Here is a 23,379-nt window from a genome sequence, read left to right on the forward strand (position 1 = left end):
CTGTCTTGATACAGATCAAAGCAACATCGGCTGTCGTGCTTCAGAACGGCAGCCAGTCAAATAGGTTTCGCGTGTCAAAAGAATCAAAATCGCGCGAAGCACGGCAAAGGGACGCAATATGTCGAATTACATCAAGCTGATCGTGCTTGGTCTGGTCGTGGTGTTTGCCGCCATCGGATCAAATTATGCACGCGATTTGGCGTATCAGGTGCATGCGATTCTGGTGATGCTTATCGCCGGTGGATTGTTCATCTGGACGCTTCGAAACACTGAAGAGCCAGATATTCTTGTCGATCGCTCGGGCGAATACATGGATGACGTGATCCGCTACGGCGTGATCGCAACCGCCTTTTGGGGTGTGGTAGGGTTCCTGGCGGGAACCTTTATTGCGTTCCAGCTGGCGTTTCCGGTGCTCAACTTCGAGTGGGCGCAAGGGTATTTGAACTTTGGGCGTTTGCGTCCGCTGCACACCTCGGCGGTGATTTTTGCATTTGGCGGTAACGCGCTGATCGCAACGTCGTTCTACGTGGTGCAGCGCACCAGCGCCGCGCGTCTGTGGGGCGGCAACCTCGCATGGTTCGTGTTCTGGGGCTACCAGCTGTTCATCGTACTGGCCGCGACCGGCTATATCCTGGGCGGTACACAGTCCAAGGAATATGCCGAACCTGAATGGTATGTTGACCTGTGGCTGACCGTTGTTTGGGTTGCTTACCTTGCTGTCTATCTGGGCACGATCATCAAACGGAAAGAACCCCACATCTATGTGGCGAACTGGTTCTATCTGGCGTTCATCGTGACCGTTGCCATGCTGCACCTGGTCAACAACATGACCATTCCGGTCAGCATCTGGGGTTCGAAGTCGGTTATCGTCTGGTCTGGTGTTCAAGATGCCATGATCCAGTGGTGGTACGGTCACAACGCCGTGGGCTTCTTCCTGACTGCGGGCTTCCTGGGCATGATGTACTATTTCATCCCGAAACAGGCCGAGCGTCCGGTCTTCTCGTACAAGCTGTCGATCATCCACTTCTGGGCACTGATCTTCCTGTACATCTGGGCTGGTCCGCACCACCTGCACTATACCGCGTTGCCTGACTGGGCCTCGACGCTGGGCATGGTGTTCTCGGTGATCCTGTGGATGCCGTCCTGGGGTGGTATGATCAACGGCCTGATGACCCTGTCGGGTGCATGGGACAAGCTGCGCACCGACCCTGTGATCCGGATGATGGTGATCTCAGTTGGCTTCTACGGCATGTCCACCTTTGAAGGCCCGATGATGTCGATCCGCGCGGTCAACTCGCTCAGCCACTACACCGACTGGACCATTGGTCACGTGCACTCGGGCGCGCTGGGCTGGAACGGCATGATCACCTTTGGTGCGCTGTACTTCCTAGTACCTGTCCTGTGGAAGCGTGAGCGTCTGTACTCGCTGCAAATGGTCAGCTGGCACTTCTGGCTCGCCACCATCGGCATCGTGCTCTACGCCGCGTCGATGTGGGTCACCGGTATCATGGAAGGCCTGATGTGGCGTGAAGTGGATGCCAACGGCTTCCTGGTGAACTCGTTCGCCGACACCGTGGCTGCCAAATTCCCGATGTATGTGGTGCGTGCGCTGGGCGGTGTCCTGTTCGTCGCTGGCTCGGTCATCATGTGCTACAACCTGTGGATGACTGTGCGGAAAGCGCCGGCCAAAGAGGCCAGCCTGACCGTCGCGGTCCCGGCTGAATAAGGAGGGCCGGAGCAATGGCAATTCTCGACAAACATAAGATCCTCGAGACCAACGCGACCCTCCTGCTGATCTTCAGCTTTCTGGTCGTAACCATCGGTGGCATCGTTCAGATCACCCCGCTGTTCTACCTTGAGAACACCATCGAAAAGGTGGAGGGCATGCGCCCTTACACCCCACTCGAAATGGCGGGTCGTGAGATCTATCTGCGCGAAGGCTGCTATGTCTGCCACAGCCAGATGATCCGCCCGATGCGGGATGAGGTTGAGCGCTATGGCCACTACTCGCTGGCGGCTGAGTCGATGTATGACCACCCGTTCCAGTGGGGGTCTAAGCGTACCGGGCCTGATCTGGCCCGCGTCGGTGGCCGCTACTCGGACGACTGGCATGTACGCCACCTGCGCGATGCACAGTCGGTGGTGCCGGAATCGGTGATGCCTAAATACGGCTTCCTCGAAACCCGTAAGATCGACGGCGAGTATATTGGTGACATCATGGCCGCCAACGCTTTGGTGGGAACGCCTTATACCGAGGACATGCTGGAGAACGCCGTGGCCGATTTCCGCGCGCAGGCCGATCCGGACAGCGACTATGACGGGTTGCTGGAACGCTATGGCGATAAAGTCAACGTGCGCAACTTCGACGGCCAGTCTGATCTGACCGAGGCCGATGCGCTGATCGCTTATCTTCAAATGCTGGGCACGCTGGTCGATTTCTCGACCTTCACCCCGGACGCAAGCCGCTAAGGAGGGTGTGATGGAAGAATATACACTCCTACGGCAGTTCGCGGATAGCTGGATGCTGCTTGTGTTGTTCGTCTTCTTTATCGGCATCATCATCTGGGTGTTCCGCCCCGGTGCCAGCAAAGAATACAACGACACCGCCAACATCCCGTTCCGGCATCAAGACAAACCCGCCACATCCAAGGAGGCGCGGCAATGAGCAAGACACCTGAAAAACAGCCGGGTGATCCAAACACAACCGGCCATTCCTGGGATGGAATCGAGGAATTTGACAACCCGATGCCGCGCTGGTGGCTATGGACCTTCTATGCGACCATCTTCTGGGGTCTGATCTATACGATCATGTACCCGGCATGGCCGCTGGTTCAATCTGCAACAGCAGGTGTTCTGGGATGGTCCTCGCGTGAGCTGGTTCAGCAGGAGCTGGTTTCGTTCGAAGAGGCAAACGCCCCTTGGAATGCCAAGCTGGTCGAGACACCGCTCGAGGATATCTCGAAGGACCCCGAGTTGCAGCAATACGCCGTGAACTCTGGCGGGGCCGTATTCCGCACCTGGTGCGCACAGTGCCACGGTTCCGGTGCTCAAGGCGCGCCCGGCTTCCCCAACCTGTTGGACGATGCATGGCTGTGGGGCGGTTCGCTTGAAGATATCGAGTACACCGTTGCCTATGGTATCCGGAACGAAGAAAGCGACGATGCGCGCTATTCTGAAATGCCGGCCTTTGGTGAGATCCTCGAAAGCGAAGAGATCACACAGGTTGTCCAATATGTCATGTCGCTGACCAATGCGCAGACGGACGATGCGGCGGCGCAAGCGGGCAAGGTTGTTTTTGAGGACAACTGTGCTGCCTGCCACGGCGATAACGGCCAGGGCGACGTCTTTCAGGGCGCTCCGAACCTGACCGACGCGATCTGGCTTTACGGTGGCAGCGAAGAGGCTCTGACCGAAACAGTCACATACAGCCGCTTTGGCGTAATGCCTCCGTGGGAAAACCGCCTGACCGACGCGCAGATCCGCGCCGTGACGGCCTATGTCCACCAGTTGGGTGGTGGTCAGTAAACTATAAGGAACACCTTCGGGCAGTTCGCTGCCCGAAGGCTGTGGCACCGGCTGTTCCATCTGTTCGCGCGTTTCCTGAACAGCCGGTGCCCACTTTTACCACGTTCTGCCAGTTTCGTTGAGTTGTCTGTAGTGATGCGGGCAGCTTTGACGCGTCCAGGCGGGCGTAGTCTTGGGCTGCGACAATTGGCCGGTATGTGACCTGCGGCTAACCCGCGACACAGCAGCTTTCGCGACAATCGCGGTTTTTCTGCTAAAATAAGTGAAAAAGCGGGCAAAACATCTCTGCTCCGACACACTCAGGGTCGGCTGATTTGCAAAAGATGTGTGTTCGATGCGCGTTTTGACCCATGTCAAAGTTCGCTTGCCCGTGATCTGGAACAAGTCGCCTTCAGAAGACCCATTTGTGGAGCCAGCCAGTGAGCGATTCCGATCCCGCCCCCAGCCTTTACGCAGCCAGAGAGCCGATCTTTCCAAGACGTGTCTCAGGGCCGTTTCGGAACCTGAAATGGATCATCCTGATCGTGACACTGGGCATCTACTATGTGACACCCTGGATCAGATGGGATCGCGGGCCAAGCCTGCCGGATCAGGCAGTTTTGCTGGATTTGGCGAACCGTCGGTTCTATTTCTTCTGGATCGAAATATGGCCCCACGAATTCTACTTTGTCGCTGGCCTGCTGATTATGGCCGGTCTGGGCCTGTTCCTGTTCACTTCGGCCCTTGGGCGCGTCTGGTGTGGCTATGCCTGCCCGCAAACAGTTTGGACCGATTTGTTCATTCTGGTTGAACGTTGGATCGAAGGGGATCGAAACGCCCGTCTGCGCCTGCACCGTCAGGAAAAGCTCGATTTTCGCAAGGTCCGGCTTCGGGCCACGAAATGGACCGTCTGGTTCCTGATCGGTCTGGCAACGGGTGGGGCCTGGGTATTCTATTTTGCAGACGCCCCGACGCTTTTGGTGGATCTGGTCACAGGCAACGCGCATCCAGTCGCCTATACGACGATGCTGATCCTGACGGGCACCACGTTCTTCTTTGGTGGTTTCGCCCGCGAGCAAATCTGCATCTACGCCTGCCCTTGGCCACGCATTCAGGCGGCGATGATGGACGAGGACACGCTGGTTGTCGGCTACCGCGAATGGCGCGGCGAACCACGGGGAAAAGGCAAGCGGACAGCGGATTCCGAGTTGGGGGATTGCATCGACTGCATGGCCTGCGTGAATGTCTGCCCGGTTGGGATCGACATTCGTGACGGTCAGCAGCTGGAATGCATCACCTGCGCCCTGTGTATTGATGCCTGTGATGATATGATGGCCAAGATCGGTAAGCCGCGCGGGCTGATCGACTACATGGCCCTCAGCGATGAAACGCGCGAGCGGTCTGGGCAGCCGCCGAAAAGTGTGTGGACGCATATATTCCGCGCTCGCACGATCCTATACACGGCCCTGTGGTCGCTGGTTGGTTTTGCGTTGCTGTTTGCTTTGTTCATCCGCTCGGATATTGACCTGACCGTTGCTCCGGTTCGTAACCCGACATTTGTCACGCTGTCCGATGGCACAATTCGCAACACCTATGACGTGCGGTTGCGCAACAAGCATGGCGAAGATCGTTTGTTCACTCTGTCTCTGACCGGGGATCCGGCCATGCGGCTGGAAATCGAAGGCACGAACCTGCACACTGTGAATGTTCCGGCAGATACGGCACAATTAACCCGTGTGTATATCATCTCGTCCCGCGACTCGGGCCCAGCCGGAGCGGATTCAACGCCGGTCCGCATCTGGGTTGAAGACCTGAGCAGCGGTGAGCGGGCCTATAAGGACACCACGTTTAACGGACGGGGGAATTGATCATGGCGGAACGGAAATTCACCGGAAAGCACGCTTTGGCGGTATTCATCGGCGCTTTTGGCGTGATCATCACCGTAAATCTTGTGCTGGCTTACAGCGCGGTCAAAACCTTTCCGGGGCTTGAGGTTAAGAATTCATACGTGGCCAGTCAGGAGTTCAACGAACGTCTGAAAGAACAGCAAGCACTGGGGTGGACCGTACGGGCTGAAACCAAAGGCGGGTTGCTGATCCTGCACATCACTGACGAAAGCGGCGCACCTGTTCAGGTCAGCGAGTTGCAGGCTGTTGTGGGCCGTGCGACCCATGTGCGCGAGGATTTCGTGCCGGATTTCACCTTTGACGGAACAGCCTACGCCACGCCAGCTACGTTGGGCGAGGGCAATTGGAACATTCGTCTGGTGGCGCGGGACAGTGATGGCGCCGAGTTTTCGCAGCGCGTTCCGCTGTATGTGAAGGGGTAAGCGATGACCGCGCAGCTTTCTTCCGGCACCGCAGCCTGCCCGGGCTGCCTTGCGGCCCCGGCGGAGCCCGCCCGGCCGATTCCGGAGGATGTGCAGATTGCCCTGTCTTTGCCGGGCATTCACTGCTCGGCCTGTATTGCAACGGTCGAGCGGGAACTGAACGCGCATCCCGGCGTCGAAGATGCACGGGTGAACCTGACCCTGAAACGCGCGATGATCAAAGCAGCGCCTGAAACGCGCGCTGTCGATCTGATCCCAGTGCTTGAGAAAGCCGGTTTTGAAGCGCACGAGCTTGATCCGGGTGCCTTGTCGGCCACTCAGACGGACAAGGCAGGGCGCGACTTGCTGATGCGCCTGGCGGTGGCCGGGTTTGCCTCCATGAACGTCATGCTGTTGTCGGTTTCGGTCTGGTCCGGGGCCACTGACGCCACGCGGGACATGTTCCACTGGATTTCTGCCGCGATTGCTCTGCCTGCCATCGCGTTTTCAGCCCAGCCCTTCTTTTCCAATGCGTTGAGCGCCTTGCGGGTGCGCCGCCTGAACATGGATGTGCCCATTGTGTTGGCGATCTTGTTGGCGCTGGTCACATCGCTTTGGGAAACCGCGTTGAGTGGCGAGCACGCCTATTTCGATGCGGCCCTGACCCTCACCTTCTTCCTGCTGGCGGGACGTTATCTGGATTACCGCACCCGTGCCGCAGCCCGTTCCGCCGCCGAAGAACTAACCGCGCTTGAGGTGCCGCGCGCGATCCGTTTGGTGGATGGCGTAGAACATGAAATCGCAGTTGCTGATCTGAAAGTTGGCGATTTGATCCTTGTGCGCCCCGGCGGTCGGATGCCTGTGGATGGTGAGATCGTGTCTGGCCAGTCCGAACTCGACCGCTCGCTACTGACCGGGGAAACGGTGCCTGTATTTGCCGAAATCGGCCAGTTGGTCAGTGCGGGTGAGGTCAACCTGACTGGTCCCTTGACCCTGCGCGCAACAGCAGTGGGCGAGGATACGTCGCTGCACCGTATGGCGGATCTGGTGGCCATCGCTGAATCCGGTCGTTCGCGCTATACCTCTTTGGCTGACAAGGCGGCCAAGCTTTATGCGCCGGGCGTTCACATCCTATCAGCGCTCAGCTTTCTGGGCTGGTACATTTATTCCGGCGATATCCGCACGGCGTTGAATATCGCGGCGGCGGTTCTGATTATCACCTGCCCATGTGCTCTGGGTTTGGCCGTTCCAGCGGTGACAACGGCGGCGTCTGGCCGGTTATTCCGCAAAGGTATGTTGATCAAACATGCAACCGCATTGGAACGTCTGTCCGAGGCAGACACGGTGGTGTTCGACAAAACGGGCACTCTGACATCAGGTGCGCCGGAACTGGTCAATCTTGGGGAACATGCCCGCGCAAAAGTCGAAGTCGCTCTGGCGCTGGCCGAGGCGTCGGCACATCCTTTGTCTGTGGCTTTGGCGAAAGCCGCGCGTGAGGCCGGGATCAAGCCTGCCAGCGTGCGGGGCGTCGTTGAGGTTCCGGGTTACGGCACCGAAGGTGATTACCGTGGTCAACGTGTGCGTTTGGGCCGGGCCGCTTGGGTCGGGGCCGAGCAGGGCAGTGAAACCTCAGCCTGGCTGTCGATTGGTGATCACGCACCTGTGGCGTTCCGCTTCTCGGACGCGTTGCGCCCGGGTGCGGCCGAGGCGGTCGACGCTTTGCGTTCCGCTGGCAAGCATGTGGTCCTGATGTCCGGCGACTCGCAGGGGGCTGTGTGCACACTGGCTGAAAAGCTGGGGATCACCGACTGGATTGCCGAGGCATTGCCGCAGGACAAGGCGCAGCGCATTCAGGATCTCAGCGATCAGGGTCACTATGTCCTGATGGTGGGCGACGGTCTGAATGACACAGCGGCCTTGGCGGCGGCGCATGTTTCGATCTCACCGGCATCGGCGTTGGATGCCGCACGGGTGGCGTCGGACATTGTGTTGTTGGGCAATGACCTGAGCCCCATCGCGGATGCGTGCGACACGGCGGTCAAAGCGACAAAACGCATTCGCGAAAACTTCCGCATAGCGACAGTTTACAACGTGATTGCCGTTCCTTTGGCGGTGATTGGGCTTGCAACTCCATTGATCGCAGCTTTGGCGATGTCGACCTCTTCGATCACCGTGTCGCTCAACGCTCTGCGGCTGAGGTAAACCAGATGGAAGTTCTTGCCTATCTCATACCGATTTCTTTGTTGCTGGGCGGCGTTGGTTTGGTCGCCTTTATCTATACTGTTCGTTCAAACCAGTACGAAGACCCCGAAGGCGATGCGCGCCGGATCCTGAGCGATGAATGGGACGACAAACCCAAACCCTGACCGCGTTGGGCAGAGTTGATCCAACTGCCCTTGAAATTGCCGCAATGCCCGGTTATGTCCATGCCACCCGCTAGCAGAGAGAACACGCCAAATGGCCACCACCAACCCGATTCAGTTCATTCAGCAAGTCCGTGCCGAAGTGTCCAAGGTCGTCTGGCCGACCCGGCGCGAGGTGCTGTTGACCACGGTTATGGTTTTCATCATGGCGGCGCTTACGGCTGTATTCTTTGCGTTGGTCGATCTGGGCATCCGGGGTGGTCTTCAGCTGATCCTAGGCGCGTTCAGCTAAGCGCCGAAACGCTGCAGCCCTCTTGCACTGCGGGCAATGTCAGAGTAGTTGACGCAGGACTATTCGGAATGGGCGTGTGGCGATTCGGGCTGCGCGCCGCTTTTTATTCCGGATGACGTGATAAGATTTCAATGACGGGCGTATCCGGCACATCCGATACCCCGAAGACAGACAAGGACGACAGGTTCATGGCGAAACGGTGGTACTCGGTCAGCGTTCTTTCGAATTTCGAAAAGAAGATCGCAGAACAGATCCGCACGTCGGTGGTTGAGCAGGGCCTTGAGGACGATATCGACGAAGTACTGGTGCCCACCGAAGAGGTGATCGAAGTGCGCCGCGGCAAGAAGGTCACAACCGAGCGCCGCTTTATGCCCGGCTACGTGCTGGTGCATATGGAAATGTCGGATCAGGGCTATCACCTGATCAATTCGATCAACCGCGTCACCGGTTTCCTTGGCCCGCAAGGCCGCCCGATGCCGATGCGCGATGCCGAAGTGAACCAGATCCTCAACCGCGTTCAGGAAGGCGAAGAAGCGCCGAAACTGATGATCACCTTCGAGGTGGGCGAAAAGGTCAAGGTCAACGACGGCCCGTTCGAGGATTTCGACGGCATGGTCGAAGGCGTGGACGACGAAGCTCAGAAGTTGAAAGTCTCGGTTTCGATTTTTGGTCGCGAGACACCGGTCGAACTGGACTTCACGCAGGTAACAAAGCAGAGCTAATTGCTCTCCACTTGTATTAGACGCCGCGGTGCTTCGAGCAGCGCGGCGTTTGTTGTTTTGACGCCCCAGTCTTCCAACCAGAACAAAGAGAGGTTCGACAGGCAAGGTTTAGTCTGCGCTAGGGTCGACCCGGTATAAGTTCTTGTTGTTGAAGCACTGTCAGAATGTCGAGGATTGTCGAAGGGCTGACGTCAACTGAGCCTTCAAGGAAAACGCCAACACCACCTTCTGCGATCTCGCGCGGGCCGCCTTTGTCGTAGGCTGGGTCAAGTGACGCAAGCTCTGCCGGGAGTTCCGGGCACAAAGGAGTGTCGTTCAGTGCAAGATCCACTGCTGCCAACATCAACTCCTTCACAGAGTCTAAAGTGTCATCTTCCAGCAGTTGCTCTCGCTGTTCTTCGGGGGCCGTTAGAGTAAGATCAATAAGCTTGAAATAGGCGCAGTTGTCCCGCACTTCGACAGTCGCTTCGGTGGACAAGCTGGCCAGGATCGATCTTTTTTCTTCACCGCGTTCAAAGTTGCGTTCACCGGTGCGGCTGCATTCAAAGATCGTGATGGTCACATCGCCATCCAAATCTATTGTTTGGTCTTCGGCCTTAAAGCTCAAATCATCTAGTCGGACCTGCAGGCCACAATTGTCGACGATTGCATTGTCAGCCAACCGCTCGGGCACAACCTTTTGAACTTCGCGCAGGTCGAGAAGGGCACCGACCCCTATCCGAGTGGGCGCAGCGGCGGTGAGATTCAGATCAAGTGTATATGGCAATTCTGTATCGCGAACGGGCAGTGTCGCATCGATGACAAAGTCCACTTGCTGCGCGTCGGGTACGCGGGCGTCCAGAAAAGATGCCAAAAAGGCGGGGAGGATAAACCAAAGTCTCATTCAGCAAACTCCAACACGCCAAGTTCTTTCAGACCTGCAAGGACTTTCACAATTGTCTCAGCACTTACATCCGCTGATCCGACAACAGCGGCGCCCAATCCTCCGGGTGCGATTTCGCGCGTTCCGCCAGATTCGTAATTCGGATCAAGAACAGAGAATTCTTCGGGCAGTGGCGGACAAACCGGATTGGCCGCCAAAAACTCTCCACCCTTTTCAAGGACCGCTTCGTTGATGCGGTTTGTCAGGCCGAAAAAGTTGGTGACAGCACCGATAAATCCGCGCGGGCTGAGATCGGCACTTTCGATGCTGAATGTAAGGCATTGACCCTTCACTTCTGCCTTGGCGACAGCGACCGCATCCACCGTGGCCCCGAAATACCGAAAGCCCGCTTCTTCATTCCGCTTGCATCGTGTGAACTGAGCACGAGCTGACCCCTCAACCTTTACAGTTTCGCCTATGGCAGTAACGTCTCGAACCTCAAGATAGATTTGACGCTTACAACTTTCTTCCAGGGGGCCCGTCAAAATCTGGGGCGCCTTTTCCTGCAATCCGCGCAAATCCATGAACGCGCGCAATCGCAGTCGGGTTGGGCTGGATTCCTCTAGACCACCGTAGACGGTGAAGGGAACGGGAATATCGCGCAGAGGAACTTCTTTGGTCAATTTTACCTGAAAGCGACCGGCATAGGTAGCGGGATCAATGCCTGCCGTGTTGCGTGAGGAAGCGTTTTGGGATGCTTCTGATTGGGCAACTGTCTCGGATACTGTGCCCTGATCTTGTGCTTTGCTGCCGCACCCCGGCAACACAGCAAAAAGAGCACAAATCAGTAGTCCCTTGCCTCGTCGAGATGATGCCATCCCAGACCGCCCCTTCTTTAACTAAGTTGCCCTAAGATAACCGTCGGCGGTTCGTACGCAACTTTTGTATTCAAATTAGGTAACTTCTAAGCCGCTCCAGTCTGTCGCAACGTTTGGTTTGGCTAGTGCAGGTATGGTTCAGGAATACGGCGGGATCCTCTTGCCAACGTCACCTTTCCGCTATAAATGCCGCCTCTATCGTCTTCGGGCGAGATTCTCTCGTGGGAGGGTGCTGGGATCGCGATCCCGGTCCGAACCACGCAACATAATCTGGGTGGGACGCGTCCTGCCTAAGTTGAAAGGAAAACCAAATGGCCAAGAAGCTTGCTGGTACAATGAAGCTGCAGGTTCCTGCAGGTCAGGCGAACCCGTCGCCGCCAGTTGGTCCGGCGCTGGGTCAGCGCGGTATCAACATCATGGAATTCTGCAAGGCGTTCAACGCCAAGACAGCAGACATGGAGCCCGGCGCTCCTTGCCCGACCGTGATCACCTATTATCAGGACAAGTCCTTCACCATGGACATCAAGACGCCGCCCGCGTCTTACTACCTGAAAAAAGCAGCTGGTCTGAAGCCGGTCGGCAAGCGTAACCGCCCCCGTGGCGCGGAAAACCCAGGTCGTGAGACCGTGGCAACCGTGACCTCGAAGCAGGTTCGCGAAATCGCCGAAGCCAAAATGAAAGATCTGAACGCCAACGACGTCGAAGGCGCAATGCAGATCATCCTGGGCTCGGCCCGCTCTATGGGCATCGAGGTGAAGTAAGATGGCAAAACTCGGTAAACGTACCCGCGCTGCGCGCGAAGCTGTCGCCGGCAAGGAAAACCTGTCGGTTGAAGAAGCTGTTGCCCTGGTCAAAGGCAACGCAACCTCGAAATTCGACGAGACCATCGAAATCGCGATGAACCTGGGCGTTGACACTCGTCACGCAGACCAGATGGTTCGCGGCGTTGTTGGCCTGCCGAACGGCACCGGTAAAGCGATGCGCGTTGCTGTGTTCGCTCGCGGCCCCAAGGCTGACGAAGCGAAAGAAGCTGGCGCAGATATCGTTGGCGCAGAGGACCTGATGGAAACCATTCAGGGCGGCACCATCGAATTCGATCGCTGCATTGCCACCCCGGACATGATGCCGATCGTCGGTCGTCTGGGTAAAGTTCTGGGCCCCCGTAACCTGATGCCGAACCCCAAAGTTGGCACCGTGACCATGGACGTGAAAGCGGCCGTGGAAGCAGCCAAGGGCGGTGAAGTTCAGTTCAAGGCGGAAAAAGGCGGCGTTGTGCACGCTGGCGTTGGCAAAGCGTCGTTTGACGAAGCCAAGCTGGTTGAAAACGTTCGCGCTTTTGTCTCGGCTGTTGCCAAGGCCAAGCCGTCGGGCGCCAAAGGCACCTACATGAAGAAAATCGCGCTGAGCTCGACCATGGGCCCGGGCGTGACACTGGATGTTGCGGAAGCTTCGGGCGAATAAGCCCCGGCATTCAGCTTAGAAGAATTGATCCCGGGTGGTGCGAACTGCCCGGGATTTTTCTTGTGTCTTTTTAGGTCCAATCCATGCCTTCACAGAAGGGCCAACTTTTTGCAGCAAATTTAGAAACTTCACACGCTCGGCCTTTTATGCAAACCATACTGGTGCAAGGGTAAAGTTAGGTTTTGAGTTGGTAGCCCAAAAACTGCCGTAATTCTCGAATAACGAACGTAGAAATTCTATTTCAGCCAGACGGGATCGTGGGCCTGTCAGGTGGCATTCTTGGAGAATACAATGTGTGGATATTGCGCACGCAGATTGAACCCTGACCTTATCGAGCAAATGAAGGGTGAACTGCCGGACACTGTTGCGACCACAGTCACTGCAAACACACCTGGAAGCCCGGCTTTGGTCAACGCGATCGCAGCGGTTGCGAGTGGTAGTTTGCAAATCGTGGATACAGGGGTTTCATTCCGTTCTACTGACGATGCGTTGTCTGCGGGTGTTGGCGCGCGCGATGACGCGTTCGTTTTTGCGGCTGCCGTGTCAGCGGATGAAGGTGGTTCATTGGCCAGTTGGATGGGGCGCGGTCTTCCCAATTTGGCCGAGCGGGAAATTCCATCGATGTCCTTGCAGCCCACAGATACTCCTGAACCCGAGTTTTGGGCGTTCACTTTGGCCTCATCATTCGAAGATTGGCTCTCTTGATCCGGGAATGATCAAAAGGTTATTGAAAGACGTTACCGCAGCGACATCTTTTTGTGACTATCCGTTTACGCACCTGATCGGCGCCGAGAGAACTTAGTCAGTCAAAATCACTTTCCATTCGTTCTGCTTGAGACCCTGGAAATTTCTGAGGGTCATCATAAGCATTTGAGTTTGAATTGGGTTCCCAAGCGGTGTTGAGGAAGGCTAGGCACTTTTGGCCGTGATCGCCGAATCCGGAAGCAATGTTGAGATGAAACTTACCCGCTTCGATGAATGTGAAAGTACGCTTGCGATTGACGCAAATTTACCCCTTGGAAACCCCGCCTATCTGCCCTAAGTAGACCTGCGGAATAAAGCGTGCGATTCGTCGTGCGCTTTCTTTCGTTTCGTCCAAGACGGTGGGTGGGTCCATTCGGTCCCTTAATTCCCTGCCTGAGACGGGTAAGACCAAAGAATTCTGAGGGTCCCACCCTCGGGCGCATTTTGGCCAATCCCGTAATAACGGACCTGAACGCCGGAGCGAAAGCTGCGGCAAATATGAGCCGGGGTGAGGTATCGCCCCAAACTTGGAGAGAACTGTGGATAGAGCCCAGAAAGAGAAAGTGGTCGAGGAACTCGGCCAAATCTTCGAAAGCTCTGGCGTCGTAGTGGTTGCTCACTACGCCGGTCTGACAGTTGCCGAGATGCAGGATCTTCGCGCACGTGCTCGTGACGCGGGTGGTTCCGTGCGTGTTGCCAAAAACAGGCTCGCCAAAATCGCCCTTGAGGGTAAGCCGTGTGAAAGCATGGCCGACCTGCTGACAGGGATGACCGTTCTGACCTATTCCGAGGACCCTGTGGCAGCAGCCAAGGTGGCCGAGGACTTCGCCAAGGATAACAAGAATTTTGAGATCCTCGGCGGTGCAATGGGTGAGAACGCTCTGGACCGCAAAGGCGTCGAAACAGTTTCGAAAATGCCGTCTCGCGAGGAGCTTATTGCTTCGATCGTGGGCTGCATTGGCGCACCTGCTTCGAACATCGCCGGCGCGATTGGCGCACCTGCAAGCAACATCGCAAGCATCCTTTCCACCATCGAAGAGAAGGCGGAAGCTGCGTAAGCGGTTGGCACTGAATGATCTGCGTGGGGCATATGCCCTGACGTTGGAACACACACTGTAAAACGGAAAGAGCTAATACAATGGCTGATCTGAAAGCACTCGCAGAAAGCATCGTGGGTCTGACCCTGCTGGAAGCACAAGAACTGAAAACCATCCTCAAAGACGAATACGGCATCGAGCCCGCAGCTGGCGGCGCCGTAATGGTTGCAGCAGGCGGCGACGCCGGCGGTGCAGCTGAGGAAGAAAAAACCGAATTCGACGTCGTTCTGAAGAACGCCGGCGCATCGAAAATCAACGTCATCAAAGAAGTTCGCGGCATCACCGGCCTGGGCCTGAAAGAAGCCAAGGAACTGGTCGAAGCCGGCGGCAAGATCAAAGAAGGCGTGGACAAAGCAGAAGCAGAAGACGTCAAAGCCAAGCTGGAAGCAGCTGGCGCCGAAGTCGAGCTGGCCTAAGCTTAGTCTCAGGTGCATCGCTGATGCGCCGAAAAATTTGGCTGGGTCCGGAGAAATCCGGGTCCAGCCGAACCTGTCTTAGAAAGGGCCTCAAAATGTGGGGCGTTTTCTAAGACACGGTTTTCGGATCGGGAGGCCGCCTTCGGGACGGTGGCCATGAATTGATCCGGACGTGTTGTCTCGATTGTGCAAGATGCCGGGGCCCGACGGTGTCTTTGCCCGCTGAGAACATCGAAAGGTGACATCTGACATGGCTCAAACGTTCCTTGGCCAGAAACGTCTTCGTAAATACTACGGCAAAATCCGCGAAGTGCTGGAGATGCCGAACCTTATTGAGGTACAGAAATCTTCTTATGATCTTTTCCTGCGCTCCGGCGATGCAGAGCAGCCAACAGACGGCGAAGGCATCAAGGGTGTGTTCCAGTCGGTTTTCCCGATCAAGGATTTCAACGAAACCTCCGTTCTGGAGTTCGTGAAATACGATCTGGAAAAACCCAAATATGACGTCGAAGAGTGTATGCAGCGCGACATGACCTACAGCGCGCCGCTGAAGGTCACTCTGCGACTGATCGTGTTTGATGTCGACGAGGACACCGGCGCGAAATCGGTAAAAGACATCAAGGAACAGGATGTCTTCATGGGCGATATGCCCTTGATGACACCGAATGGCACTTTTGTCGTGAACGGGACCGAGCGTGTGATCGTATCCCAAATGCACCGCTCGCCCGGTGTGTTCTTTGACCACGACAAGGGCAAGACCCATTCCTCGGGCAAGCTGCTGTTTGCCTGCCGCATCATCCCGTATCGCGGCAGCTGGCTGGACTTTGAGTTCGACGCCAAGGACATCGTGTTCGCCCGTATCGACCGTCGCCGTAAGCTGCCTGTGACAACCCTGCTTTATGCGTTGGGTCTGGACCAGGAAGCGATCATGGACGCGTATTACAACACCGTGTCCTACAAGCTGGACAAGAAGAAGGGCTGGGTCACGCCATTCTTCCCCGAGCGTGTGCGTGGTACACGCCCGACCTATGATCTGGTCGACGCCAAATCCGGTGAAGTGATTGCTGAGGCCGGCAAGAAAGTCACCCCGCGCGCGGTCAAGAAGCTGATCGACGAAGGCACCGTCACCGACCTGCTGGTTCCGTTCGATCACATCGTTGGCAAATTTGTCGCCAAGGACATCATCAACGAAGAAAACGGCGCGATCTATGTCGAAGCCGGTGATGAGCTGACCCTGGAATACGACAAAGACGGCGACCTGATTGGCGGCACCGTGAAAGAGCTGATCGATGCGGGCATCACCGACATCCCGGTTCTGGACATCGACAACGTCAATGTTGGTCCGTACATGCGCAATACCATGGCTCAGGACAAGAACATGAGCCGCGAAACCGCGCTGATGGACATCTACCGCGTCATGCGTCCGGGCGAGCCGCCCACCGTCGAAGCTGCGTCGGCCCTGTTCGACACGCTGTTCTTCGACAGCGAGCGTTATGACCTGTCCGCCGTTGGCCGTGTGAAAATGAACATGCGTCTGGCTCTGGACGCGCCGGACACCCTGCGCACTCTGCGCCGCGAAGACATCGTGGCCTGCATCAAGGCGCTGGTGGAACTGCGTGACGGCAAAGGCGACGTGGACGATATCGACCACCTCGGCAACCGCCGTGTACGTTCGGTCGGCGAACTGATGGAAAACCAGTACCGCGTTGGCCTGCTGCGCATGGAGCGCGCGATCAAAGAGCGTATGTCGTCGGTTGAAATCGACACCGTCATGCCTCAGGACCTGATCAACGCGAAACCTGCTGCGGCTGCTGTCCGCGAATTCTTCGGTTCGTCGCAGCTGTCGCAGTTCATGGACCAGACCAACCCGCTGTCGGAAGTCACCCACAAACGCCGTCTCTCGGCGCTTGGCCCCGGTGGTCTGACACGTGAGCGTGCGGGCTTTGAGGTTCGCGACGTACACCCGACCCACTATGGTCGGATGTGCCCGATTGAAACGCCGGAAGGTCCGAACATCGGTCTGATCAACTCGCTGGCCACCTTTGCTCGCGTGAACAAGTATGGCTTCATCGAAACACCGTATCGCGTCGTCAAAGACGCCGAGGTGACCGATGAGGTTCACTACATGTCCGCGACCGAGGAAATGCGTCACACCGTGGCGCAGGCGAACGCGACCTTGGATGCCGATGGCAAGTTCATCAATGATCTGGTTTCGACCCGTCAGGCCGGTGACTACACCCTCGCACCGCGCGAGAATGTGGACCTGATCGACGTGTCGCCGAAACAGCTGGTATCGGTTGCTGCATCGCTGATCCCGTTCCTTGAAAATGACGACGCCAACCGCGCTCTGATGGGCTCGAACATGCAACGTCAGGCGGTTCCGCTGCTGCGGGCCGAAGCACCGCTGGTCGGTACCGGTATCGAGGAAAAGGTTGCGATCGACTCGGGTGCTGCGATTCAGGCGAAACGCGCCGGTATCATCGACCAGGTCGATGCCCAGCGTATCGTTATCCGCGCCACCGAGGATTTGGAACTGGGCGACGCTGGCGTTGACATCTATCGTCTGCGCAAGTTCCAGCGCTCGAACCAGAACACCTGCATCAACCAGCGTCCGCTGATCAAGGTAGGTGACACCGTCCAGAAGGGCGAGGTCATCGCCGACGGTCCGTCGACCGATATGGGTGAACTGGCTCTGGGTAAGAACGTGGTCGTCGCGTTCATGCCGTGGAACGGTTACAACTACGAAGACTCGATCCTGATCAGCGAACGTATCGCGCGTGATGACGTCTTTACCTCGGTCCATATCGAGGAATTCGAAGTCGCCGCCCGTGACACCAAGCTCGGCCCGGAAGAGATCACCCGCGACATCCCGAACGTTGGTGAAGAAGCGCTGCGCAACCTCGACGAGGCGGGCATCGTTTACATCGGCGCAGATGTTGAACCGGGCGATATTCTGGTCGGCAAGATCACTCCGAAGGGCGAAAGCCCGATGACCCCGGAAGAAAAGCTGCTGCGCGCCATCTTTGGTGAAAAAGCATCTGACGTGCGCGACACCTCGCTGCGCGTGAAGCCGGGCGATTACGGTACGGTCGTGGAAGTCCGCGTCTTCAACCGCCACGGCGTCGAGAAAGACGAGCGTGCGCTGCAGATCGAGCGTGAGGAAGTCGAACGTCTGGCCCGTGACCGGGACGACGAGCTGGCGATCCTGGACCGCAACATCTATGCACGTCTGCAAGGCCTGATCCTTGGCAAAACCGCTGTCAAAGGCCCGAAAGGCGTCAAGGCAGGGTCGGTTATCACCGAGGACCTGCTGGAAACCCTGACCCGTGGTCAGTGGTGGCAGCTGGCGCTGGAAGGTGAGCAGGACGCACAGATCGTTGAGGCTCTGAACGAGCAGTACGAAGTGCAGAAACGCGCTCTGGACGCCCGTTTCGAAGACAAGGTCGAGAAGGTCCGTCGTGGCGACGATCTGCCGCCGGGTGTGATGAAGATGGTCAAAGTCTTCATCGCCGTGAAGCGCAAGCTGCAGCCGGGCGACAAGATGGCCGGTCGTCATGGGAACAAAGGTGTGATCTCCAAGGTTGTTCCGATGGAAGACATGCCGTTCCTGGCCGATGGTACGCCGGTTGATTTCTGTCTGAACCCGCTGGGTGTGCCTTCGCGTATGAACGTCGGTCAGATCCTTGAAACCCATATGGGTTGGGCCGCGCGCGGTCTGGGTCTGAACATCGATGAGGCTCTGGGTGAATATCGCCGGTCCGGCGACCTGACCCCGGTGCGCGAAGCGATGAAGCTGGCCTATGGCGAGAATGTCTACGAAGAAGGCATCACCGGTCTGGACGAGGATGGCCTGATCGAGGCTGCGGGCAACGTGACCCGCGGTGTTCCGATCGCAACCCCGGTCTTTGACGGTGCCAAAGAGGCTGACGTCAACGACGCGCTGGTGCGTGCGGGCTTCTCGGAAAGCGGTCAGTCGGTTCTGTTCGACGGTCGTACCGGCGAGCAATTTGCACGTCCGGTCACCGTGGGCATCAAGTACCTGCTGAAACTGCACCATCTTGTGGACGACAAGATCCACGCGCGTTCGACCGGGCCGTACAGCCTGGTGACCCAGCAGCCGCTGGGTGGTAAGGCGCAGTTCGGTGGTCAGCGCTTTGGTGAGATGGAAGTCTGGGCTCTGGAAGCTTACGGCGCCGCCTACACCCTGCAGGAGATGCTCACCGTGAAATCGGATGACGTCGCCGGCCGGACCAAGGTCTATGAGTCGATCGTCAAGGGCGAGGATAACTTTGAAGCGGGCGTACCGGAATCGTTCAACGTTCTGGTGAAAGAAGTCCGTGGTCTCGGCCTGAATATGGAACTCCTGGATGCGGAGGTTGAGGAGTAAGGGCGCTGCCCTTTCTCCCGTCCCCCCTTCCGCAAGATTTGAGGTAACAAATGAACCAGGAAATCACCAACAACCCGTTCAACCCGCTGACGCCCCCGAAGGTCTTTGACGAGATCAAAGTCTCGCTGGCGTCGCCCGAGCGGATCCTGTCTTGGTCCTATGGCGAGATCAAGAAACCCGAAACCATCAACTACCGGACGTTCAAGCCTGAACGTGACGGCCTGTTCTGCGCGCGTATCTTTGGCCCGATCAAAGATTACGAATGTCTGTGCGGCAAATATAAGCGGATGAAGTATCGCGGCGTTGTCTGCGAGAAATGCGGTGTGGAAGTCACCCTGCAGAAAGTCCGCCGCGAGCGTATGGGCCACATCGAACTGGCCGCGCCTGTTGCGCATATCTGGTTCCTGAAATCGCTGCCGTCCCGCATCGGTCTGATGCTGGACATGACGCTGCGCGATCTGGAACGCGTTCTGTACTTTGAAAACTACGTCGTCATCGAGCCTGGTCTGACTGACCTGACCTACGGCCAGATGCTGACCGAAGAAGAGTACATGGATGCGCAGGATGCTTATGGCATGGACGCGTTCACTGCCAATATCGGTGCCGAAGCAATCCGTGAGATGCTGGCCCAGATCGATCTGGAAGCCGAAGCCGAGCAGCTGCGCGCTGATCTGGCCGAAGCAACAGGCGAGCTGAAGCCCAAGAAGATCATCAAGCGTCTGAAGGTTGTTGAATCCTTCCTCGAGTCGGGCAACCGGCCCGAGTGGATGGTGATGACCGTGATCCCGGTCATTCCGCCGGAACTGCGTCCGCTGGTTCCGCTGGATGGTGGCCGTTTTGCGACCTCGGATCTGAACGATCTGTATCGCCGCGTCATCAACCGGAACAACCGTCTGAAGCGTCTGATTGAGCTGCGTGCGCCTGACATCATCGTCCGCAACGAAAAGCGGATGCTGCAGGAATCCGTGGATGCTCTGTTCGACAACGGCCGTCGCGGTCGCGTGATTACCGGTGCCAACAAGCGTCCGCTGAAATCGCTGTCGGACATGCTGAAAGGCAAGCAGGGCCGCTTCCGTCAGAACCTTCTGGGTAAACGTGTCGACTTCTCGGGCCGTTCGGTCATCGTGACCGGGCCCGAACTGAAGCTGCACCAGTGTGGTCTGCCCAAGAAGATGGCGCTGGAACTGTTCAAGCCGTTCATCTACTCACGCCTTGAAGCCAAGGGTCTGTCTTCGACCGTGAAACAGGCGAAGAAACTGGTCGAGAAAGAGCGTCCCGAAGTGTGGGATATCCTCGACGAGGTGATCCGCGAACACCCTGTCATGCTGAACCGTGCGCCGACGCTGCACCGTCTTGGCATTCAGGCGTTCGAGCCGGTCCTGATCGAAGGTAAAGCCATTCAGCTGCACCCGCTGGTCTGTTCGGCCTTTAACGCTGACTTCGACGGGGACCAAATGGCCGTTCACGTCCCGCTGAGCCTTGAGGCGCAGCTGGAAGCCCGTGTTCTGATGATGTCGACGAACAACGTTCTGTCGCCTGCAAACGGCGCACCGATCATCGTTCCGTCGCAGGATATGATCCTGGGTCTGTACTATGTGACCCTGGAACGTGAAGGCATGCCGGGCGAAGGCAAGGTCTTTGGCTCGATCGAAGAAGTTCAGCACGCGCTGGACGCGGGTGAGGTGCATCTGCACTCGAAAATCACCGCGCGGATCACGCAGATCGACGACGAAGGCAACGAAGTTCAGAAGCGCTATGAAACCACTCCGGGCCGTCTGCGTCTGGGTGCCTTGCTGCCGATGAACAACAAAGCGCCGTTCGAGCTGGTCAACCGCCTGCTGCGGAAGAAAGAAGTGCAGCAGGTGATCGACACCGTCTACCGTTACTGCGGTCAGAAAGAGTCGGTTATCTTCTGTGACCAGATCATGTCGATGGGCTTCAAAGAAGCGTTCAAGGCTGGCATCTCGTTCGGTAAGGACGACATGGTCATTCCGGGTGACAAGTGGGGCATCGTTGATGACACCCGCGGTCAGGTGAAAGACTTTGAACAGCAGTACATGGACGGCCTGATTACTCAGGGTGAAAAGTACAACAAAGTTGTCGATGCCTGGTCGAAGTGTAACGACCGCGTCACCGAGGCTATGATGTCGACGATCTCGTCGTCGGATCGGGCAGAGGACGGATCCGAGCAGGAGCCGAACTCGGTCTACATGATGGCCCACTCGGGTGCGCGTGGCTCGGTCACTCAGATGAAACAGCTGGGCGGTATGCGCGGTCTGATGGCCAAGCCGAACGGTGACATCATCGAAACGCCGATCATCTCGAACTTTAAAGAAGGTCTGACCGTTCTCGAGTACTTCAACTCGACCCACGGTGCCCGTAAGGGTCTGTCGGATACCGCTCTGAAGACGGCGAACTCGGGTTACCTGACCCGTCGTCTGGTTGACGTGGCACAAGACTGTATCGTTCGTGAGATCGACTGTGGCACCGAGCGTGCGATCACTGCCGAAGCAGCCGTAAACGACGGTGAGGTTGTCGCCTCGCTGGCCGAACGTGTGCTGGGCCGTGTCGCTGCTGACGATGTTCTGCGTCCAGGCACAGATGAGGTGATCGTCGCAGCAGGTCAGCTGATCGACGAACGTATGGCAGATACGATTGATGAAGCTGGTGTTCAGTCGATGCGCATCCGCTCGCCTCTGACCTGTGAGTCCGAGGAAGGCGTCTGTGCAACCTGCTACGGTCGTGACCTTGCACGCGGTACCATGGTGAACACCGGTGAAGCTGTTGGCATCATTGCCGCCCAGTCGATCGGTGAACCCGGTACACAGCTGACCATGCGGACCTTCCACATCGGTGGTGTTGCGCAAGGTGGTCAGCAGTCGTTCCAGGAAGCCAACCAGGAAGGTGTTGTCGCGTTCGAGAACCCGCAAATCCTGGTCAATGCCGCAGGCGAAAGCCTGGTCATGGGCCGTAACATGAAGCTGGTGATCAACGACGAGCACGGCGAAGAGCGTGCCAGCTTCAAGCTGGGCTACGGTTCCAAGCTGTTCGTCAAAGACGGCACCAAAGTGGCCCGTGGCGACAAGCTGTTCGAGTGGGATCCCTACACCCTGCCGATCATCGCCGAGAAAGCCGGTACCGCGAAATACGTTGACCTGGTTTCGGGCCTTGCTGTCCGCGACGAGACCGACGAAGCAACCGGCATGACCCAGAAGATCGTGATCGACTGGCGCGCGGCCCCCAAAGGCAGCGACCTCAAGCCCGAGATCATTCTGGTCGGTGAAGATGGCGAACCGGTCCGCAACGACGCGGGCAACCCGGTTCACTATCCGATGTCGGTGGATGCGATCCTGTCGGTCGAAGACGGCCAGAAGATCGAGGCTGGTGACGTTGTTGCGCGTATCCCGCGTGAAGGTGCCAAGACCAAGGACATCACCGGTGGTCTGCCGCGTGTGGCCGAACTGTTCGAAGCGCGTCGTCCGAAAGATCACGCGATCATCGCTGAAGCCGATGGTTACGTGCGCTTTGGCCGCGACTACAAGAACAAGCGTCGCATCAGCATCGAACCGGCGGACGAGTCCATGGAGACCATCGAGTACATGGTGCCCAAGGGCAAGCACATCCCGGTCGCCGAAGGGGACTTCATCCAGAAGGGTGAATACCTGATGGACGGTAACCCGGCTCCGCATGACATCCTGTCCATCATGGGTGTCGAAGCGCTGGCGGATTACATGATCGACGAGGTGCAGGACGTCTATCGTCTGCAGGGCGTGAAGATCAACGACAAGCACATCGAGGTCATCGTGCGCCAGATGCTGCAGAAGTGGGAGATCCTGGATTCAGGCGACACCACCCTGCTGAAAGGCGAACATGTCGACAAGCAGGAGTTCGACGCAGCCAACGAGAAGACCCTCTCGCGTGGTGGTCGTCCGGCACAGGGCGAGCCGATCCTGTTGGGGATCACCAAAGCCTCGCTGCAGACACGTTCGTTCATCTCGGCGGCGTCGTTCCAGGAAACCACCCGCGTGCTGACCGAAGCTTCGGTTCAGGGCAAGAAGGACAAGCTGGTTGGCCTGAAAGAGAACGTCATCGTTGGTCGTCTGATCCCTGCCGGTACCGGTGGAGCAACTCAGGCTGTCCGCCACATCGCGCAGTCGCGTGACAACGTGGTCATCGAAGCCCGCCGGGAAGAGGCCGAAGCCGCCGCTGCTCTGGCTGCACCGACCTTCGACGACGACATGGTTGGCGATGAGCTGGACGTTCTGGTGGAAACACCGGAAAGCCGCGAGTAAGCTCGACAGCATAAATTTGAAAAAGGCCCTGCAAAACGCGGGGCCTTTCTTTT

The 23,379-nt window shown here is 57.4% G+C and carries 19 protein-coding genes; 17 read left to right on the plus strand and 2 right to left on the minus strand.

Features of this window, described 5'->3' with window-relative positions; translation table 11 throughout:
* Positions 1-118 precede the first annotated feature (118 nt).
* The 10 genes from ccoN to nusG all read left to right on the plus strand — a co-directional run bounded on the left by ccoN (position 119) and on the right by nusG (position 9,189).
* Entirely contained in the window at positions 119-1,726 is a 1,608-nt protein-coding gene (gene ccoN, locus ACR3EH_RS13130; protein WP_171095983.1) for a cytochrome-c oxidase, cbb3-type subunit I, read from the plus strand.
* 14 nt (positions 1,727-1,740) lie between these two features.
* Positions 1,741-2,469 (plus strand): cytochrome-c oxidase, cbb3-type subunit II, encoded by a 729-nt coding sequence (gene ccoO / locus ACR3EH_RS13135; RefSeq protein ID WP_171180111.1) that lies wholly within the window; start codon positions 1,741-1,743, stop codon positions 2,467-2,469.
* Between the two features lie 10 nt (positions 2,470-2,479).
* Positions 2,480-2,665 (plus strand): cbb3-type cytochrome c oxidase subunit 3, encoded by a 186-nt coding sequence (locus ACR3EH_RS13140; protein ID WP_171095986.1) that lies wholly within the window; start codon positions 2,480-2,482, stop codon positions 2,663-2,665.
* The gene (ccoP, locus tag ACR3EH_RS13145) at positions 2,662-3,525 is read left to right on the plus strand and encodes a cytochrome-c oxidase, cbb3-type subunit III (protein ID WP_171095988.1); all 864 of its coding nucleotides are present in this window, start codon (positions 2,662-2,664) and stop codon (positions 3,523-3,525) included. Before ACR3EH_RS13140 ends, ccoP begins: the two co-directional genes overlap by 4 nt.
* A gap of 419 nt (positions 3,526-3,944) precedes the next feature.
* Positions 3,945-5,372: a cytochrome c oxidase accessory protein CcoG gene (gene ccoG, locus ACR3EH_RS13150; protein ID WP_171095990.1), complete on the plus strand. Its 1,428-nt coding sequence runs from the start codon at positions 3,945-3,947 to the stop codon at positions 5,370-5,372.
* Between the two features lie 2 nt (positions 5,373-5,374).
* Complete coding sequence (locus tag ACR3EH_RS13155; protein WP_171095992.1) at positions 5,375-5,833, plus strand: FixH family protein; 459 nt, start codon at positions 5,375-5,377, stop codon at positions 5,831-5,833.
* Between the two features lie 3 nt (positions 5,834-5,836).
* A complete protein-coding gene (locus ACR3EH_RS13160) occupies positions 5,837-8,014 on the plus strand; it encodes a heavy metal translocating P-type ATPase (RefSeq protein ID WP_171676428.1) in 2,178 nt (725 codons plus the stop codon).
* Positions 8,015-8,019: 5 nt separating this feature from the next.
* A complete protein-coding gene (gene ccoS, locus ACR3EH_RS13165) occupies positions 8,020-8,178 on the plus strand; it encodes a cbb3-type cytochrome oxidase assembly protein CcoS (RefSeq protein WP_074737762.1) in 159 nt (52 codons plus the stop codon).
* Positions 8,179-8,269: 91 nt separating this feature from the next.
* The gene (gene secE / locus ACR3EH_RS13170; RefSeq protein WP_050605011.1) at positions 8,270-8,467 is read left to right on the plus strand and encodes a preprotein translocase subunit SecE; all 198 of its coding nucleotides are present in this window, start codon (positions 8,270-8,272) and stop codon (positions 8,465-8,467) included.
* Positions 8,468-8,655: 188 nt separating this feature from the next.
* Positions 8,656-9,189, plus strand: coding sequence for a transcription termination/antitermination protein NusG (gene nusG / locus ACR3EH_RS13175; protein WP_171096042.1), 534 nt, complete (start codon positions 8,656-8,658; stop codon positions 9,187-9,189).
* A 118-nt stretch (positions 9,190-9,307) separates the two neighbouring features.
* On the opposite strand, the gene ACR3EH_RS13180 is transcribed toward nusG, so the two are convergent.
* Together ACR3EH_RS13180 and ACR3EH_RS13185 are read right to left on the minus strand one after the other, a co-directional pair.
* The gene (locus ACR3EH_RS13180) at positions 9,308-10,072 is read right to left on the minus strand and encodes a hypothetical protein (RefSeq protein ID WP_171648400.1); all 765 of its coding nucleotides are present in this window, start codon (positions 10,070-10,072) and stop codon (positions 9,308-9,310) included.
* Positions 10,069-10,929, minus strand: a complete 861-nt coding sequence (locus ACR3EH_RS13185; protein ID WP_171095998.1) for a hypothetical protein — start codon at positions 10,927-10,929, stop codon at positions 10,069-10,071. The genes ACR3EH_RS13180 and ACR3EH_RS13185 overlap by 4 nt, the downstream gene beginning before the upstream one ends.
* Before the next feature lie 311 nt (positions 10,930-11,240).
* Here ACR3EH_RS13185 and rplK point away from each other — a divergent pair, with 311 nt between their 5' ends.
* The 7 genes from rplK to rpoC all read left to right on the plus strand — a co-directional run bounded on the left by rplK (position 11,241) and on the right by rpoC (position 23,326).
* Positions 11,241-11,690 carry a 50S ribosomal protein L11 gene (gene rplK / locus ACR3EH_RS13190; RefSeq protein WP_010440985.1) on the plus strand — a complete coding sequence of 150 codons (450 nt, stop codon included), beginning with the start codon at positions 11,241-11,243 and terminating at the stop codon, positions 11,688-11,690.
* Between the two features lies 1 nt (position 11,691).
* Complete coding sequence (gene rplA / locus ACR3EH_RS13195; RefSeq protein ID WP_171180094.1) at positions 11,692-12,390, plus strand: 50S ribosomal protein L1; 699 nt, start codon at positions 11,692-11,694, stop codon at positions 12,388-12,390.
* A 291-nt stretch (positions 12,391-12,681) separates the two neighbouring features.
* Positions 12,682-13,095: a hypothetical protein gene (locus ACR3EH_RS13200; RefSeq protein ID WP_171188734.1), complete on the plus strand. Its 414-nt coding sequence runs from the start codon at positions 12,682-12,684 to the stop codon at positions 13,093-13,095.
* A gap of 578 nt (positions 13,096-13,673) precedes the next feature.
* On the plus strand, positions 13,674-14,192 hold the full coding sequence (rplJ, locus tag ACR3EH_RS13205; RefSeq protein WP_170387618.1) for a 50S ribosomal protein L10: 519 nt from the start codon (positions 13,674-13,676) through the stop codon (positions 14,190-14,192).
* 80 nt (positions 14,193-14,272) lie between these two features.
* On the plus strand, positions 14,273-14,647 hold the full coding sequence (gene rplL / locus ACR3EH_RS13210) for a 50S ribosomal protein L7/L12 (protein ID WP_170446876.1): 375 nt from the start codon (positions 14,273-14,275) through the stop codon (positions 14,645-14,647).
* Positions 14,648-14,897: 250 nt separating this feature from the next.
* Complete coding sequence (gene rpoB / locus ACR3EH_RS13215; protein ID WP_171096004.1) at positions 14,898-19,034, plus strand: DNA-directed RNA polymerase subunit beta; 4,137 nt, start codon at positions 14,898-14,900, stop codon at positions 19,032-19,034.
* A 50-nt stretch (positions 19,035-19,084) separates the two neighbouring features.
* Positions 19,085-23,326 (plus strand): DNA-directed RNA polymerase subunit beta', encoded by a 4,242-nt coding sequence (gene rpoC / locus ACR3EH_RS13220; RefSeq protein WP_171236018.1) that lies wholly within the window; start codon positions 19,085-19,087, stop codon positions 23,324-23,326.
* Positions 23,327-23,379: the final 53 nt, after the last annotated feature.

Source organism: Ruegeria sp. BG7 (genome assembly GCF_056535685.1).

Excerpts from the sequence above, each read along its gene's own strand:
- ccoN (WP_171095983.1), top strand. The coding sequence starts at position 119 with ATGTCGAATTACATCAAGCTGATCGTGCTTGGTCTGGTCGTGGTGTTT.
- ccoO (WP_171180111.1), top strand. The coding sequence starts at position 1,741 with ATGGCAATTCTCGACAAACATAAGATCCTCGAGACCAACGCGACCCTC.
- ACR3EH_RS13140 (WP_171095986.1), top strand. The coding sequence starts at position 2,480 with ATGGAAGAATATACACTCCTACGGCAGTTCGCGGATAGCTGGATGCTG.
- ccoP (WP_171095988.1), top strand. The coding sequence starts at position 2,662 with ATGAGCAAGACACCTGAAAAACAGCCGGGTGATCCAAACACAACCGGC.
- ACR3EH_RS13155 (WP_171095992.1), top strand. The coding sequence starts at position 5,375 with ATGGCGGAACGGAAATTCACCGGAAAGCACGCTTTGGCGGTATTCATC.
- ACR3EH_RS13160 (WP_171676428.1), top strand. The coding sequence starts at position 5,837 with ATGACCGCGCAGCTTTCTTCCGGCACCGCAGCCTGCCCGGGCTGCCTT.
- ccoS (WP_074737762.1), top strand. The coding sequence starts at position 8,020 with ATGGAAGTTCTTGCCTATCTCATACCGATTTCTTTGTTGCTGGGCGGC.
- secE (WP_050605011.1), top strand. The coding sequence starts at position 8,270 with ATGGCCACCACCAACCCGATTCAGTTCATTCAGCAAGTCCGTGCCGAA.
- nusG (WP_171096042.1), top strand. The coding sequence starts at position 8,656 with ATGGCGAAACGGTGGTACTCGGTCAGCGTTCTTTCGAATTTCGAAAAG.
- ACR3EH_RS13180 (WP_171648400.1), bottom strand. The coding sequence starts at position 10,072 with ATGAGACTTTGGTTTATCCTCCCCGCCTTTTTGGCATCTTTTCTGGAC.
- ACR3EH_RS13185 (WP_171095998.1), bottom strand. The coding sequence starts at position 10,929 with ATGGCATCATCTCGACGAGGCAAGGGACTACTGATTTGTGCTCTTTTT.
- rplK (WP_010440985.1), top strand. The coding sequence starts at position 11,241 with ATGGCCAAGAAGCTTGCTGGTACAATGAAGCTGCAGGTTCCTGCAGGT.
- rplA (WP_171180094.1), top strand. The coding sequence starts at position 11,692 with ATGGCAAAACTCGGTAAACGTACCCGCGCTGCGCGCGAAGCTGTCGCC.
- ACR3EH_RS13200 (WP_171188734.1), top strand. The coding sequence starts at position 12,682 with ATGTGTGGATATTGCGCACGCAGATTGAACCCTGACCTTATCGAGCAA.
- rplL (WP_170446876.1), top strand. The coding sequence starts at position 14,273 with ATGGCTGATCTGAAAGCACTCGCAGAAAGCATCGTGGGTCTGACCCTG.
- rpoB (WP_171096004.1), top strand. The coding sequence starts at position 14,898 with ATGGCTCAAACGTTCCTTGGCCAGAAACGTCTTCGTAAATACTACGGC.
- rpoC (WP_171236018.1), top strand. The coding sequence starts at position 19,085 with ATGAACCAGGAAATCACCAACAACCCGTTCAACCCGCTGACGCCCCCG.